Genomic DNA, 15,767 nt, shown 5'->3' on the forward strand with positions numbered 1-15,767 from the left:
GTTTTCGCGGAGCACGGGCCACTCTTATTAGTTTAGTTGGGGGTCGAGGAGGAGCTGTTCGTCCTCGGTGAAGAAATGCTCGTCGCAGTTGTTGCCAGAACCGCTGCGATCGACCACCAGGAAGTCATCCCGCTTTTCGATCGTCAGCACCGGGTGGTGCCAGACGCCGCGGTGGTAATTGACGCCCTGCTTGCCGTTGGACAGGAAAGCGCGGACGAGGCCCGATACAGGTACGTCGCCAACCGGCGCGACCACGATCAGAAAGGGGTTGCCGAGCAGCGGCACGAAGGCCTGGCTGCCCTGCGGATGGCGCTCCAGCATGCGGATACGCATGGGCATCTCCAGGGATTCGGCGCTGAAGATGCTGATGATCGCGCGGTCATCGGGCTGCGCCGTCTCGACGGTGGCGAGCTTGTGATAACGGCGGGTGGAGCCGTTGTTGATCATGAAAAAGTCGCTGCCTTCGGTTTCGATGACATCACCGAACGGGGCGAAGGCTTCCTTGGTCAACGGCTCGATCTTCAGGGTACGCATGGCGGGTCTTCTTGTTCGTTGTTCGCATGGAACCCTCTCGGCGGAGAGGGCGTTGGGGCCCGCGCAGCTCAGAGCTGCTGCAGGCGGAACATCGCGATCTTGTTGATCTCCGCCAGGGCGGTCTGGAATTCCTGCTCCGGCGTGTTGTGGATGCGCTCTTCGAACGCGGCGAGAATCTGGTGGCGGTTGCTGCCCTTCACCGCCTTGATGAAGGGGAAGCCGAACTTCGTCTTGTATGCATCGTTGAGCTGCGTGAAGCGGGCGAACTCCTCGGCGGTGCAGTCCTGGATGCCGGCGCCGGCCTGCTCGGCGGTGCTGGAGGCGGTCAGTTCGCCGCGCACGGCGGCCTTGCCGGCGAGGTCCGGGTGGGCGTTGATCAGCGCCAGCTGCGCGTCATGGCTGGCGGACAGGAGAACGTCGGCCATGCGCTGCTGCAGCAGCTCGATGTCGTTCAGGCTGTCGTCGACGCCCAGGTCATAGGCCTTCTCGGCGACCCACGGCGAGTGCTCGTAGATGTCGGCGAAGGCGGAAACGAAGGCGGCGCGGTCGAGGCTGGCCGGGGTCAGGGTCTGGAAGCGGCTCATGCCTTGTTCTCCCGGGCTTTGAACGGGTGCTTTTCATGCCAGTGCCGGGCGATGTCGACGCGGCGGGCGATCCACACCTTCTCGTGGCCCTTCACGTACTGGATGAAGCGCTCCAGCGAGGCCATCCGCGCCGGGCGGCCGAGCAGGCGGCAGTGCATGCCGATGGAGAGCATCTTCGGCGCGCCCTCGGCGCCTTCGGCGTAGAGCACGTCGAAGGCGTCCTTGAGGTACTCGAAGAAGTCATCGCCCTTGTTGAAGCCCTGCACCTGGGTGAAGCGCATGTCGTTGGTGTCCAGGGTGTAGGGGATCACCAGGTGCGGCTTCTCGGCGGTGCTCGCCGGGTCCCAGTAGGGCAGGTCGTCGTCGTAGGTGTCGGAGTCGTAGAGGAAGTTGCCGTCCTCGCGGACGATGCGCCGGGTGTTCGGGCCCAGGCGGCCGGTGTACCAGCCCTGCGGGCGCTGGCCGGTCAGCTCGGTGAGGATGCGCACGGCCTCGAACATGTGCTCGCGCTCCTGCGCCTCGTCCATGTACTGGTAGTCGATCCAGCGGTAGCCGTGGCTGCAGATCTCGTGGCCGTCGGCGACCATCTGGCGGATCGCCTCGGGATGGCGCTGGGCGGCCATGGCCACGGCGAACACGGTGAGCGGCAGGTCGTGCTTCCTGAACAGTTTCAGCAGGCGCCAGACGCCGGCGCGGCTGCCGTATTCGTACAGCGACTCCATGCACATGTTGCGCTCGCCCTTGAGCGGCTGGGCGGCGACCATCTCGGAAAGGAAGGCTTCGGACTCGGCGTCGCCGTGCAGGATGTTGCGCTCGCCGCCTTCCTCGTAGTTGAGGACGAAGGACAGGGCGATGCGGGCGTCGTTCGGCCAGTGCGGATGGGGGATGTTGTTGCCGTAACCGATCAGGTCGCGTGGATAGTCAGCGCTCACTGCAGTGTTCCTTCTTGTGGTTGGCGGTCGGCGCTGGGCCGGTGGACCGTGCGCTGCCGTGATGTGTGTATTGTATACAAAATGTTTGGCGATCTGTAAATACAATCCGCGCAACAGGCGTTTCCCTTCCGTATACGCACGGGAATCCACGCCGGAAGCCCGCAAGGCCGCGTTTTCCGGCATCTGCAGCCGATATTCGCAGGTTCTCGGCGCCCCGGGACAGGCAGCTTTCAGGCGGCATTCCGCTGGGTTGAATCAATTTTTTGTATACAATTAAGCGGATCGCTGGGTATATTCGATTCCGCACAAACGTACTTGCCGGCTGCCGCAGGGCCGCCCGCCGAATTCGAATCGACAAGACAGAGGAGGAAGGTGTCCGCCGGACACCGACAAGCCCATGGGACGCCTGACCACTCACGTACTGGATTCCGCCCACGGTTGCCCCGGCCATGGCATCAGGATCGAGCTGTACCGCGTCGACGGCCAGCAGCTGGAACTGATCGCCACCCGCGTGACCAACGACGACGGCCGCTGCGACGAACCGCTGCTGCAGGGCGAGGACTTCCGCCCCGGCGTCTACCAGCTGCTGTTCAATGCCGGCGACTACTACCGCGCCCGTGGCGTCGAGCTGCCGCAGCCGGCGTTCCTCGACCAGGTGGTGCTGCGTTTCGGCATCGCCTCCGCGGCCGACCACTACCACGTGCCGCTGCTGATTTCCCCCTACAGCTACTCCACCTATCGCGGTAGCTAGTCGGCACGACCTTCCCGGACTCTTCGTGGAGTCTTCCTCGGCCCGCCCACACTGCGGGCTTTTTTTTGCCCGCGAAAAAAGCGCGCCGGCGCAAACGAAAGGCCCCGGCGGTTGCCGGGGCCTTGGGTTTTGCAGGGTGCGCCGCCGGATCAGAGGAAGATGAACTTGGCCACGAAGATGGCGCACAGCGCATACAGGCTCAGGGTCACGTCCTTGTGACGGCCGGTGAAGACCTTCATCGCCACGTAGGTGACGAAGCCCAGGGCGATGCCGTCGGCGACCGAGAAGGTCAGCGGCATCATGATCACCGTGACGATGGCCGGGATGGTCTCGGTGTGTTCCTGCCAGTCGATGTGCGCCATGCCGCCCATCATCAGCATGGCGACGTAGATCAGCGCGCCGGCGGTGGCGTAGGCGGGGATCATGCCGGCCAGCGGGGCGAAGAACATCGCGGCGACGAACAGCACGCCCACGGTCACCGCGGTCAGGCCGGTGCGGCCGCCGGCGGCGACGCCCGCGGCGCTTTCCACGTAGCTGGTCACCGGCGGTACGCCGAGCAGCGCGCCCACGGCGCTGGAGGTGCTGTCGGCCTTCATCGCCTTCGACAGGTTCTCGATGCGCCCGTCCTCGCGCACCAGCTGCGCGCGCTGCGCCACGCCCATCAGGGTGCCGGCGGTGTCGAACATGTGCACGAAGAGGAAGGCCAGGATCACGCTGATCATGGTCACGTTGAAGGCGCCGGAGATGTCCATCGCCAGGAAGGTCGGCGCCAGGCTCGGCGGCATCGAGAACACTCCGCCGAACTTGACTATCCCCAGGGCGATGCCGGCCACGGTGACGGTGAGGATGCTGATCAGGATGCCGCCGAACACGCGGCGGTATTCCAGCACCGCGATCATCAGGAAGCAGATCGCCGCCAGCAGCGGGCCGGGGCTGGTCAGGTCGCCCAGGTGCACCAGGGTGGCGGGGCTGGCGACCACGATGCCGGCGGTCTTCAGGCCGATCAGCCCGAGGAACAGGCCGACCCCTGCGCCCATGGCGAAGCGCAGGCTCACCGGGATGCTGTTGAGCAGCCATTCGCGCACGCGGGAGAAGGTCAGGATCATGAAGGCGATGCCGGAGATGAACACCGCGCCCAGCGCGATCTCCCAGCTGTAGTTCATGGTCTTGACCACGGTGTAGGTGAAGAAGGCATTGAGCCCCATGCCCGGCGCCAGGCCCACCGGCCAGTTGGCGTACAGGCCCATCAGGAAGCAGCCCAGCGCGGCGGCCAGGCAGGTGGCGACGAACGCCGCGCCGTGGTCGATGCCGGCGTCGGCCATGATGTTGGGGTTGACGAAGATGATGTACGCCATGGTGATGAAGGTCGTCAGGCCCGCGGCGAGTTCGGTCTTCACCGTGGTGCCGTGCTGGCTGAGCCTGAACAGGCGTTCCAGCAGGCCGCTGGCGGGCGGGCTGGTTGCGTAGGCTTGTTGTTCTGGTTTGGTGCTTTCCACAGCGGTACTCCTCAACGCTCTTGTTGTTGGTCCCTTGCCGCGGCGGGTTCGCTGCGCCGACGGCGAGGGTTGTGAGGGTGTGAATGTTGACCACAAGGTCAGGAAGTCACGCCGCGATTATGCAGTTGTATACAAAAAGATCAAATAATGTTTGGCACGAGTTCGCCGGGTTTTTACAAGAAAAGACTCGGATTGGTCTCAGGCCCGGAACGGCCCAGGCGCCGGATGACGCGCCGCGGGCGCGAATGGCTGCCTGTTCCGGACTGCTGCACGATAGTGGCCATTTTGTGTACACTGTTGCCCACTACCTGGCCGATGCCAGCTCTTCGCCAACCCCCACGGATTTCGCGCCGGTGCCACGCCGGCTGATCAGGGTTCGACACCAATGACCGACCAGTTGCAACAGATCAGGAAGCAGCCGCGCAACGGCAAGACCCGCAGCGGTACTCAGGACGAGATCGTCTACGCGCACATCTTCGACGCGATCCTGGAGCAGCGCCTCGCTCCCGGCACCAAGCTGAGCGAAGAGGCCCTCGGCGAAATCTTCGGCGTCAGCCGCACCATCATCCGCCGCGCGCTGTCGCGCCTGGCCCACGAGCAGGTGGTGCTGCTGCGCCCGAACCGTGGCGCGGTGGTGGCCAGCCCGAGCATCGACGAGGCCCGGCAGATCCTCTTCGCCCGCCGCACCGTCGAGCGCGCCATCACCGAGCTGGCCGTGGACAACGCCAGCAGCGATACCCTGGCCGAGTTGCGCGAGATGGTGAAGCAGGAGCAGTCCAGCTTCGCCCGTGGCGACCGTGGCGCCGGCATCCGCCTCTCCGGCGAATTCCACCTCAAGCTCGCCGAGATGGCGAAGAACGCGCCGCTGGTGAGCTTCCAGCGCAGCCTGGTGTCGCAGACCTCGCTGATCATCGCCCAGTACGAAAGCGGCGGCCGCTCGCACTGCTCCTTCGACGAGCACAACGAAATCCTCGACGCCATCGAGAAGGGCGACAAGGAAAAGGCCGTGACGCTGATGATGCACCACATGGCGCACATCGACGACAAGCTGAACCTGGAGGGCGACGGCGCCTCCGGCGACCTGCACGCGGTGTTCTCGCACCTTCTCGCGGGCAAGAAGAAGCCGCGCCGCAGCAAGGCCGACGCCGACTCGGCGGCCTGACCGGCGCCCATGAAAAAGCCCCGCAATCGCGGGGCTTTTTCTTTGGGACCTGGAGCGGCGGCTCTTCGTAGGAGCGAGCTTGCTCGCGAACCCCTCACCGCCGGAGCGACCGGTGAATCCGTTCGCGAGCAAGCTCGCTCCTACAGGATTCCCGCCCGACCCCGAGGCGTTCAGACAGGTTTGAGCAACCGCTCGGCAATCATCTCGCCAATCGGAATCGCCGACGTCGCGGCCGGCGAGGGCGCGTTGCACACGTGCAGCATGCGCGGCGTTTCGAGGAAGAGGAAATCGTGCACCAGGGTGCCGTCGCGCAGTACCGCCTGGGCGCGGATGCCGGCTTCCATCGGTTGCAGGTCGGTCAGCTCCAGCGACGGGCAGTACTTGCGGCACTGCTGCAGATAACCGGCCTTGAACAGCGAGTTCCTCATCTCGGCCAGGCCCGAGCGCAGGTTGGCGCCGATGGTCTTCCAGAAGCCGGGAAAACTCGCGTACTCCGCCACATCGGCCAGGTTGGTGGAGAACTTGCGATAGCCCTCGCGGGCGAAGCCGAGCACCGCGTTGGGGCCGACCGTCACGCTGCCGTCGATCATCCGCGTGAGGTGGATGCCGAGGAAGGGCAGTTCCGGGTCGGGGATCGGGTAGATCAGGTGGCGGACGATGTCGTTGCGGCTGGCCGGCAAACGGTAGTACTCGCCGCGGAACGGGATGATCTGGTGTTCGACCTCGATGCCCGCCAGCCGCGCCAGGCGGTCGGATTGCAGTCCGGCGCAGGCCACCAGCCGGCGCGCCTTCCAGATCTGCTCGCCGCTGCGGATCACCACGTCGTCGCCGCCCTCGCGGATCGCGTCGACCTTCACCTCCAGGCGCACTTCGCCGCCGGCGCGCTCGATCGCCGAGGCCATCGCCCGGCAGACCTGGCGGTAGTCGACGATGCCGGTGCTGGAGACGAACAGCCCGCCGAGGCCGGCGATGTTCGGTTCGCGCTCGCGCAGTTCGCCGGCGTCCACGCGGCTCACATCGAGCCCGTTGATCCTGGCCCGCTCCAGCAGGGCATCCATGCGCTGCAGTTCCAGCGCGTTGGAGGCCACCAGCAGCTTGCCGCAGACCTCGTAGGGGATGCCGTGCTCGTCGCAGAAATCCCGGGTGGCCCGGGCGCCGCGCTTACACAGGTCGGCCTTCAGGCTGCCCGGCGCGTAGTAGATGCCGGCGTGGATCACGCCGCTGTTGTGGCCGGTCTGGTGGCGGGCGAGGCTGTCTTCCTTTTCCAGCAGGAGCAGCGATGCGCCCGGCCGGACCTGCAGCAGTCGCATGGCCGTGGCCAGGCCGACGATGCCGCCGCCGATGATGCAGAAGTCGTAGGTCATTGCGCCTGCCGTGAGCTCGCCCCTACACGGAGGTCGCCAGGTAAATGCGGTAGGTGATGATCGACAGCATGCTCAGCACACCGATCCACATCAGCAGGACGCCGGTGCGCCGCTCGCGGATGGTGAAGCCGATGCCCAGCATGAACATGCCGAAGACGATGATGGCGAGGGTGACGAGGATGGAGTCCATGGCGTGTCCTTGTCGCAGTGTTCCGATAGGTGAAGTCTAGGCCAGCGGCGCCGCGAGTTCGCTGATCCACGGCAGCGGGCGGATGATGGTCGCCAGATCGCGGTTGCTCAAGTCCCGATCCACGGGACGGCCAAAAAAAAGCCCCACGGTCAGGAGCGCAGACCGCAGGGCTGGAGAAGGTCGAGGTCGTCTCGACCGGGGGAGGATGGATCAGGCCGAAGGTTGCCAGCCGCCGCCGAGCGCCTTGTAGATGGCGACGATGCCGCGATACACGTCCACTTCCGCCAGGGCTTGGGCGTCTTCGGCGGCCAGTTGCTCGCGCTCGGCGTCGAGCAGGTTGAGGAAGTCCACGGTGCCTTCGCGGTATTGCTGGCCGGCCTGCTGCGCCGCGTTGCGGCTGGCCTCGGACTGGCGCACCAGCGAGACCAGGCGCTGCTGGCGCTTGCCGTAGTCGCTGAAGGCGTTCGACGACTCCTCCAGGGCCAGCAGGACCTGCTGTTCGTAGGTCGCCAGGGCGCCGTCGGCGTCGGCCTTGGCGGCGCGCAGGCGGGCCCGCACGCTGCCCAGGTCGAAGGCCGCCCAGGTGATGCTCGGGGCCACGCCCCAGGCGCTGGCGGCGGACGAGCCGATCTGCGAGCCACGCCCGGCGGTGTAGCCGAGGAAGCCGCCGAGGCTGACTTTCGGGAACAGGTCGGCGGTGGCCACACCCACGTCGGCGGTGGCGGCGGCCAGGCGGCGTTCGGCGGAGGCGATGTCCGGACGGCGGCGCAGCAGCTCGCCCGGGTCGCCGATGGGCAGGGCCTTGGCGATGGCCGGCAGCTTCTTCGGCGACAGGTCCACGGTCAGCGCGTCGGGGCGCTGGCCGAGGAGGGTGGCGATGCGGTTCTGCTGGCGGACTTCCTCGGCCTGCAGCTGCGGCACGCTGGCTTCGGTGGCGGCCAGGCGCGCTTCGGCGCGCTGCACGTCCAGCTCGTTGCCGACGCCTGCGTCGCGCAGCTGGATGGTCAGGTCGCGGGATTCGCGCTGGTTCTCCAGGTTGCTCCTGGCGATGCTCTCGCGCAGTTGCGCGCCGCGAAGCTGGCCATAGGCATCGGCCAGCTCGGCGATCAGGCTGACCTGGAGCTGCTGCAGGTCGGCCACCGTGGCCTCGCTCAGCGCGTCGCTGGATTCCAGCTGGCGGCGCACGCGGCCGAACAGGTCGACTTCCCAGATCATGTCCAGGCCCAGGTCGTAGCGCTCCTGGTTGACCCGGTCCTCGGTCTGCCCGGGCACCTGGCCCTTGCCGACCTGCGCGGCGGCGCGGCTGGTGACGGTGGGGAAACGGTCGTTGGCGACGTCGTCGCGGATCGCCCGCGAAGCCTGCACGCGGGCGAAGGCCACGCGCAGCTCGCGGTTTTCCTTGAGGGCCTGGTCGACCAGTTGGGTCAGCACCGGGTCGTCGAACTGCTTCCACCAGGCGTCTTCGTAGCGGCTGCGGTCGTAGCCCGTCGCCTGTGCGTTGCCGTCCAGCCGGGCCGGCGCGGTGTCCGGCTGCTGGTAGTCGGGGCCGACCATGCAGGCGCTGAGGGCCAGGGCGAGCAGGGCGGGGGCGAAGAGTTTCAGGTTCATGCGGTGTGGGCCTCGTTGTTGGCCTTGTGGCCCGGACGCTGTTGTTTCTTCGCTTCGCGGGCTTCCATGAAGCGGCGGATCAGCACATAGAAGACCGGGGTCAGCAGCAGGCCGAAGAAGGTCACGCCGAGCATCCCGGAGAACACCGCGACACCCATGGCATGGCGCATTTCGGCGCCGGCGCCGGAGGACAGCACCAGCGGCACCACGCCCATGATGAAGGCGATGGAGGTCATCAGGATCGGCCGCAGACGCAGGCGGCAGGCTTCCAGTACCGCGCTGACGCGGTCCATGCCTTCGTCCTGCTTGTCCTTGGCGAACTCGACGATCAGGATCGCGTTCTTGCACGCCAGGCCGACCAGTACGATCAGGCCGATCTGGGTGAAGATGTTGTTGTCGCCACCGGACAGGATCACGCCCGCGATGGCCGACAGCAGGGTCATCGGCACGATCAGGATCACCGCCAGCGGCAGGCCCCAGCTCTCGTACAGCGCGGCCAGCACCAGGAAGGCGAGCAGCACGCAGAGCGGGAACACATAGATTGCGGAGTTGCCGGCGAGGATCTGCTGGTAGGTCAGCTCGGTCCACTCGTAGGTCATGCCATTGGGCAGCTCCTGCTTGAGCAGGCGCTCGATGGCGGCCTCGGCCTGGCCGGAGCTGTAGCCCGGTGCAGCGGCGCCGTTGATCTCGGCGGTGATGAAGCCGTTGTAGTGCATCACGCGGTCGGGACCTGCGGTGTCGCTGATCTTGATGAAGGTGGCCAGCGGGACCATCTCGCCCTGGTTGTTGCGCACCTTCAACTGGCCGATCTGCTCGGGTTCGAGACGGAACTGCTGCTCGCCCTGGACGTTCACCTGGTAGGTGCGGCCGAAGCGGTTGAAGTCGTTGGCGTACAGCGAGCCCAGGTAGACCTGCAGGGTGTCGAAGATGTCGCTGATCGCCACGCCGTGGGTCTTGGCCTTCTCGCGGTCGATGGCGGCATCCACCTGCGGCACGTTCACCTGGTAGCTGGTGAACACCGACATCGGGTTCAGCTCTGGCAGCTCGCGGGCCTTGTTGAGGATGTTCTGGGTCTGTGCGTAGAGCTCCTCGTAACCGGCGTTGCCACGGTCCTCGATCTGCAGGCGGAAGCCGCCGATGGTCCCCAGCCCCTGTACCGGCGGCGGCGGGAAGATCGCGATGTAGGCGTCCTGGATATCCGCGAACTGCTTGTTCAGCTCGGCGGCTATCTCGTTGGCCGACATGCCCGGGCCCTTACGCTCGCTGAAGTCCTTCAGCGGAGTGAAGACGATGCCGCTGTTGGGACTGTTGGTGAAGCCGTTGATCGACAGGCCGGGGAAGGACACGGTGTGCTCGATGCCCGGATGCTTGCCGGCGATCTCCGACATGCGCTTGATCACCGCTTCGGTGCGGTCCAGCGTGGCGGCGTCGGGCAGTTGCGCGAAGGCCACCAGGTACTGCTTGTCCTGCTGCGGCACGAAGCCGGTCGGGGTGCTGGAGAAGCCCAGGTAGGTCAGGCCGATCAGCCCCGCATACAGCAGCAGCGCGATGGAGCTGCCACGCAGCACGCGGGTGACGGTGCCGACATAGCCGTGGCTGGCGCGGTCGAAGAAGCGGTTGAACGGACGGAACAGCCAGCCCCCCAGCAGCTTGTCGAGCAGCACCGAGAAGCGGTCCTTCGGCTCGTGGTGACCCTTGAGCAGCACGGCGGACAGCGCCGGCGACAGGGTCAGCGAGTTGAACGCGGAGATCACCGTGGAGATCGCGATGGTCAAGGCGAACTGCCGGTAGAACTGCCCGGTGAGGCCGGAGATGAACGCGGTGGGAATGAACACGGCGCACAGCACCAGCGCGGTGGCGATGATCGGCCCGGTCACTTCCTTCATGGCGCGCTTGGTCGCCTCGATGGGCGTGAGGCCCAGCCCGATGTTCCGTTCGACGTTCTCCACCACCACGATGGCGTCGTCCACCACGATGCCGATGGCCAATACCAGGCCGAACAGCGACAGCGCGTTGAGCGAGAAGCCGAAGGCGTGCATCACCGCGAAGGTACCGATCAGCGACACCGGCACCGCGGCCAGCGGGATGATCGAGGCGCGCCAGGTCTGCAGGAACAGCACGACCACCAGCACCACCAGGATCAGGGCTTCGAACAGGGTGTGCACCACCGCCTCGATGGAGCCACGAACGAAGATGGTCGGGTCATAGACGATGGAGTAGTCCACGCCCTGCGGGAAGTCCTTCTTCAGCTCGGCCATCTTCTCGCGCACCAGGTTGGAGATGGCGATGGCGTTGGAACCGGGACGCTGGAAGATCGGGATGGCGACCGCCGGCTGGTTGTCCAGCAGCGAACGCAAGGCGTACTGGCTGGAGCCGAGCTCGACGCGGGCGATGTCCTTCAGGCGGGTGATTTCGCCGTCCGGGCCGCTGCGGATGATGATGTTCTCGAACTCTTCCTCGGTGACCAGGCGGCCCTGGGTGTTGATCGACAGCTGGAAGCTGGTGTCGCTCGGCGAGGGCGGGGCGCCCAGCGAACCGGCGGCGACCTGGCGGTTCTGCTCGCGGATCGCGGTAACCACGTCGGTGGCGGTCAGGTTGCGCGAGGCGACCTTGTTCGGGTCCAGCCAGACGCGCAGGGAATAGTCGCCCATGCCGAACAGCTGCACGTCGCCCACACCGTCCAGGCGCGCCAGCTCATCCTTGATGTTGAGAATGGCGTAGTTGGACAGGTAGAGCATGTCGTAGCGGTTATCCGGCGAGGTCAGGTGCACGACCATGGTCAGGTCGGGCGAGGCCTTGTCGACGGTGATACCGATCCGCGTGACTTCCTCGGGCAGCTTGGGCTGCGTACGGGTCACGCGGTTCTGCACCTGCACCTGCGCGTTGTCCAGGTCGGTGCCCAGGGCGAAGGTGATGGTCAGGGTCATCTTGCCGTCGGCGGTGGATTGCGAGGACATGTAGAGCATGTTCTCGACGCCGGTGATGGCCTGTTCCAGCGGCGCGGCGACGGTCTCGCCGATCACCTTGGGGTTGGCGCCGGGGAAGTTGGCGCGCACCACCACGGTGGGCGGCACGACCTCGGGGTATTCGCTGATCGGCAGCTGGAACAGCGAGATGGCCCCGCCGATCAGGATGATCAGCGAGAGCACGGCGGCGAAGATCGGCCGCTGGATGAAGAATTGCGAAAAGTTCATGGCTGGTTCCTGTCGCGAACGCACGGCGTTCGCCAAACCCGGGACAAAAGGTCACCCGAGGCCCTGGTGGGACAGGGCCTGGTACTTCAATCGTTTAAGACAGGGGGCGATTAAGTCAGGGCGCGGTCAGCCGCGCGGCGCGCCCGGCCTGGCGGATTTCTCGGCCACCTTCGGCGCCTCGATGTTCTCCAGCGCGCGGCGCTGGCTGTCGAGGGCGGCGAGGGTCGACTGGCTGGCCATCTCCACGCCCTGGGCATCGACCTGGGCGCCGGGACGGACCCGCTGCAAGCCGTTGACCACGATGCGGTCGCCCTTGGCCAGGCCGGTCCGCACGATGCGCAGGCCCTCCAGTTTCGGGCCCAGCTCGATGCCGCGGTACTGCACCTTGCTGTCCTTGTCGAGCACCAGCACGAACTTCTTGCCCAGGTCGGTGCCGACCGCTTCGTCCTTGATCAGCGCGGCGGGGTAGGTGCCGCTGCCGACCAGCTTGATGCGGGCGTACAGGCCGGGGGTGAACTGGTTGTCGGCGTTGTCGAACACGGCGCGGCCACGGATGGTGCCGGTCTTCGGGTTCACCTGGTTGTCGAGGAAGTCCAGCCTGCCCTGGTGCGGGAAGCCGTCCTCGCCGGTCAGGCCCAGGTACACCGGGCTGCTGCCGCGGGCGTCGGGGCCGCCCTTGCGGGCCAGGTCGACGTATTTGAGGTAGACGCGTTCGTCGGCGTCGAAGTAGGCGTAGACCTTGTCGGTGGAGACCAGGGTGGTGAGCAGGGTCTGGCCGCTGTTGACCAGGTTGCCGGCGGTCACCTCGGCGCGCGAGACGCGGCCGTCGATGGGCGCGGTGATCTGGGTGAACGACAGGTTCAGGCGGGCGTTGTCGAGTTCCGCCTGGGTCGCCGCGACCACCGCTTTCGCCTCGGTGGCGGCGGCGGTGCGGGCGTCGGCGAGTTCCGCGGAAATCGCGTTGGTGGCGCGCAGGCGGTCGCCCCGGGCGGCTTCGTTGACGGTGCGGGTCTGGTTGGCGCGGGCCTGCTGCAACTGGGCTTCCAGGCGATGGACCTCGGCCTGGAAGGGGCGCGGGTCGATCTGGAACAGCAGGTCCCCTTTCTTCACCAGCGCGCCTTCACGGAAGGCCACGCGGTCGATGTAGCCGGAGACGCGCGGGCGCAGCTCGACGGATTCCGGAGCCTCCAGGCGGCCGGTGAACTCGTCCCATTCGTTGATCGGCTGTTCGATGACGTCCGCGACGCTGACCTTCGGCGCGGGCATGTTCTGCGCCGCCTCCTGGCCCTTGCCGCAGGCGCTGAGGACCAGCGCGGCGGCCAGCGCCAGCGGAATACGCAAGGTGTTCAGATTTCGCTCCATGGAAAGACTCCGGCGTTCTAATTGGTTTGGGACTTCTGATGGAGCGGAGTCTGCGTGCGGGGGCACTGGGGAACTAATCGAACGGGCGCATTTTGATTATCACGCTGAGTGATAAATGTTCTTGCACCATGCGCATCAATAGATAGAAGGAGTGGGCACGGGGATTGCCCGGGGAGAGCCTGCGGGTGGTACCAATCCCTGTAGGAGCGAGCTTGCTCGCGAAGCTCTTTTCGCCCGATGCACAGTGCGATGCGGGTTCGCGAGCAAGCTCGCTACGGGGGGAATGCGGATGCGGTGGGCGGTCAGAGACTGTCCGGATCACCCACGAACATGGTGATGCGCGAGCGCAGCCAGCGCTCGGCCGGGTCCTGGTCCTGGGCGCCGCGCCAGACCATCGACAGCTCGGCCAGGCGGGTGGGGAAGGGCGGTTCCTCGGCGCGCAGGCCGCCGGCGGCGGTCAGCGCCAGCGCCACGTATTCGGGCACCGTGGCGATGATGTCGGTGCCGGCGAGCAACTGCGCGAGGCCGACGAACTGCGGCACCGCCAGCACCACCTGGCGCTTGCGGTCCATCTCGGCCAGGGTCTGGTCGACGAAGCCGTCCAGGTCGCCGGCATAGGACACCAGCGCGTGCGGGCGCGCGCAGTAATCGTCGAGGGTCAGCGTGCCGGGAATCGAGTCGGCGCGCAGGATCTTCCAGGTGCTGCGGCGCAGGGTCTTGCGCTTGGCGTTGGCCGGCAGCTCGTCGGTGTAGCTCACGCCCACGGAGATTTCCCCCGAGGCCAGCAGCTGCGGCATCAGCAGGTAGTTGGCGCGGCGCACCACCAGGGTGATGCCCGGCGCCTCGGAACGCAGGCGGCGCAGCAGCGGCGGCAGCAGGCCGAACTCCACGTCATCGGACAGGCCGATGCGGAACACCGCCTTGCTGGTGGCCGGGTCGAAGTCGGCGGCGCGGCTCAGGGCGGTGGAGATGGAATCCAGCGCCGGGGAGAGGTGGTCGAAGATTTCCTGGGCCCGCGCGGTGGGCTCCATGCTGCGCCCGGTGCGGACGAACAGCGGGTCGTCGAACAGGCTGCGCAGGCGCGCTAGGGCCGCGCTGATCGCCGGCTGGCCGAGGAACAGTTTCTCGGCCGCGCGGGTCACGCTGCGCTCGTGCATCAGCGTTTCGAAAACGATCAACAGGTTGAGGTCAACCTTGCGGAGGTCGTTGCGATTCATGAGGGCTCCCTGGCAATGGCTGAAAATTGAAGCCCGACGCGACTTGCGTCAAGTCTGTCAGATAAGTCCTTGATCAATTTCCACTTTTTTATCGAGAATCGTGCACCACACGGGTAGTCCCGATCGACACGCGAAGTCGGCCCGCGCCACCTGGCGAAGGCCCGGCGCAGAGCCCCCGGGCCGCGTCCGGACCAGCCTTCGCGCGGCGCCGAATCATCGCTGTTCATGTCAATTATCAACGGTGAACGGTGGTATCGCCCCCAAAGCCCGGATAGAGTCCGTGGCTATAGAAACATTACAAGGCGAGGTATGTGATGTCCCGCATGATCCGTTTCCACCAGTTCGGTGACGCCTCGGTCCTGAAGATCGAGGAAATGCCCACCCCGCAACCGGGGCCGGGCGAAGTGCTGGTCCGCACCCAGGCGCTGGGCGTCAGCTGGCGCGATGTGCTCTGGCGGCAGAACCTCGCCCCGGATCAGGCCAATCTGCCGGCGGGCATCGGTTATGAACTCTCCGGCATCGTCGAGGCGGTGGGCGAGGGCGTGGATGACCTCAAGCCCGGCACCCCGGTGGCCAGCTTCCCGGCCAACTCGCCGAACACCTACCCGGCGTGGGGCGACCACGTCATCCTGCCGCGCACCTCGTTGACGCGCTACCCGGAAGTGCTGAGCCCGCTCGAAGCCTCGGTGCACTACACCGGCCTGCTGTATGCCTACTTCGCCCTGGTGGAGCTGGCGCAGGTCAAGCCCGGCCAGCGCGTGCTGATCACCGAGGCCGGCCACTGCCTGGCCCCGCAGGCCGTGCAACTGGCCAAGGCGCTCGGCGCCCAGGTGATCGCCACCACCAGCCACGAGGGGACCCGCGAGTTTCTCAAGGGGCTGGGGGCGGACAAGATCATCTACACCGAGGAACAGGACCTGGTGCTGGAAGTCGAGCGCCTCACCAAGGGCGAGGGCGTGGAGATCGTCCTCGACCAGTGCGCCGGCCCGCAGATGAAGCTGCTGGGCGACGTGGCCGCGCCGCGCGGCAAGCTGATCCTCTACGGCATCAACGGCGGCAACGACGCAGCCTTCCCGGCCTGCGCGGCGTTCAAGAAGCACCTGCAGTTCTACCGTCACTGCGTACTGGACTTCACCGGCCAGCCGGAGATCGGCCTGACCCGCAACGACGAAGCCGTGCAGCGGGCGCTGACCGCGATCAACCAGATGACCGCCGACCATCTGCTCAAGCCGAGCATCGACCGGGTGTTCGACTTCGCCCAGTACCGCGACGCCAACTACTACATGGAAACCTGCCCGGGCGGCGGCCGCGTGGTGATGAAGATGCCGGAGTGATCCGGCATCCGTGAGGAATGAAAAGCCACTCTTCGGAGT

Annotated in this window: 13 protein-coding genes; 3 read left to right on the forward strand and 10 right to left on the reverse strand. The window is 66.4% G+C overall.

Translation table 11 applies throughout. The annotated features are described in order from the left end of the window. Positions 1–27: 27 nt before the first annotated feature. The 3 genes from AC3B6A_RS10165 to puuE all read right to left on the reverse strand — a co-directional run bounded on the left by AC3B6A_RS10165 (position 28) and on the right by puuE (position 2,050). Positions 28–534, reverse strand: a complete 507-nt coding sequence (locus AC3B6A_RS10165; RefSeq protein ID WP_488402475.1) for an ureidoglycolate lyase — start codon at positions 532–534, stop codon at positions 28–30. Between the two features lie 68 nt (positions 535–602). Beyond that, positions 603–1,118 (reverse strand): 2-oxo-4-hydroxy-4-carboxy-5-ureidoimidazoline decarboxylase, encoded by a 516-nt coding sequence (gene uraD, locus AC3B6A_RS10170; RefSeq protein ID WP_488402477.1) that lies wholly within the window; start codon positions 1,116–1,118, stop codon positions 603–605. Then, the gene (gene puuE / locus AC3B6A_RS10175; RefSeq protein ID WP_488402478.1) at positions 1,115–2,050 is read right to left on the reverse strand and encodes an allantoinase PuuE; all 936 of its coding nucleotides are present in this window, start codon (positions 2,048–2,050) and stop codon (positions 1,115–1,117) included. Before puuE ends, uraD begins: the two co-directional genes overlap by 4 nt. A gap of 397 nt (positions 2,051–2,447) precedes the next feature. Between puuE and uraH the strand changes: the two genes are divergently transcribed. Beyond that, positions 2,448–2,801, forward strand: coding sequence for a hydroxyisourate hydrolase (gene uraH / locus AC3B6A_RS10180; protein WP_488402480.1), 354 nt, complete (start codon positions 2,448–2,450; stop codon positions 2,799–2,801). A gap of 149 nt (positions 2,802–2,950) precedes the next feature. Here the strand turns inward: uraH and AC3B6A_RS10185 are convergent, their stop codons facing one another. After that, on the reverse strand, positions 2,951–4,297 hold the full coding sequence (locus AC3B6A_RS10185; RefSeq protein ID WP_488402481.1) for an NCS2 family permease: 1,347 nt from the start codon (positions 4,295–4,297) through the stop codon (positions 2,951–2,953). Between the two features lie 385 nt (positions 4,298–4,682). Here AC3B6A_RS10185 and AC3B6A_RS10190 point away from each other — a divergent pair, with 385 nt between their 5' ends. Then, positions 4,683–5,459, forward strand: coding sequence for a GntR family transcriptional regulator (locus tag AC3B6A_RS10190; protein WP_488402483.1), 777 nt, complete (start codon positions 4,683–4,685; stop codon positions 5,457–5,459). Positions 5,460–5,629: 170 nt separating this feature from the next. Here the strand turns inward: AC3B6A_RS10190 and lhgD are convergent, their stop codons facing one another. The 6 genes from lhgD to AC3B6A_RS10220 form a co-directional block, all read right to left on the reverse strand. Then, on the reverse strand, positions 5,630–6,823 hold the full coding sequence (lhgD, locus tag AC3B6A_RS10195; protein ID WP_488402485.1) for an L-2-hydroxyglutarate dehydrogenase: 1,194 nt from the start codon (positions 6,821–6,823) through the stop codon (positions 5,630–5,632). Positions 6,824–6,845: 22 nt separating this feature from the next. After that, positions 6,846–7,013 (reverse strand): hypothetical protein, encoded by a 168-nt coding sequence (locus tag AC3B6A_RS10200; RefSeq protein ID WP_488402486.1) that lies wholly within the window; start codon positions 7,011–7,013, stop codon positions 6,846–6,848. Positions 7,014–7,223: 210 nt separating this feature from the next. After that, on the reverse strand, positions 7,224–8,621 hold the full coding sequence (locus AC3B6A_RS10205; protein WP_488402487.1) for an efflux transporter outer membrane subunit: 1,398 nt from the start codon (positions 8,619–8,621) through the stop codon (positions 7,224–7,226). Further along, positions 8,618–11,815, reverse strand: coding sequence for an efflux RND transporter permease subunit (locus tag AC3B6A_RS10210; RefSeq protein WP_488402489.1), 3,198 nt, complete (start codon positions 11,813–11,815; stop codon positions 8,618–8,620). Before AC3B6A_RS10210 ends, AC3B6A_RS10205 begins: the two co-directional genes overlap by 4 nt. Positions 11,816–11,941: 126 nt before the next feature. Further along, positions 11,942–13,177 carry a multidrug efflux RND transporter periplasmic adaptor subunit MexE gene (gene mexE / locus AC3B6A_RS10215; RefSeq protein ID WP_488402490.1) on the reverse strand — a complete coding sequence of 412 codons (1,236 nt, stop codon included), beginning with the start codon at positions 13,175–13,177 and terminating at the stop codon, positions 11,942–11,944. A gap of 302 nt (positions 13,178–13,479) precedes the next feature. Beyond that, positions 13,480–14,394, reverse strand: coding sequence for a LysR family transcriptional regulator (locus AC3B6A_RS10220; protein ID WP_488402492.1), 915 nt, complete (start codon positions 14,392–14,394; stop codon positions 13,480–13,482). 314 nt (positions 14,395–14,708) lie between these two features. Between AC3B6A_RS10220 and AC3B6A_RS10225 the strand changes: the two genes are divergently transcribed. Next, positions 14,709–15,728, forward strand: coding sequence for a zinc-dependent alcohol dehydrogenase family protein (locus tag AC3B6A_RS10225; RefSeq protein WP_488402494.1), 1,020 nt, complete (start codon positions 14,709–14,711; stop codon positions 15,726–15,728). The last annotated feature ends 39 nt before the right edge of the window (positions 15,729–15,767 follow it).

It is taken from the genome of Pseudomonas sp. B12(2026) (genome assembly GCF_057767015.1).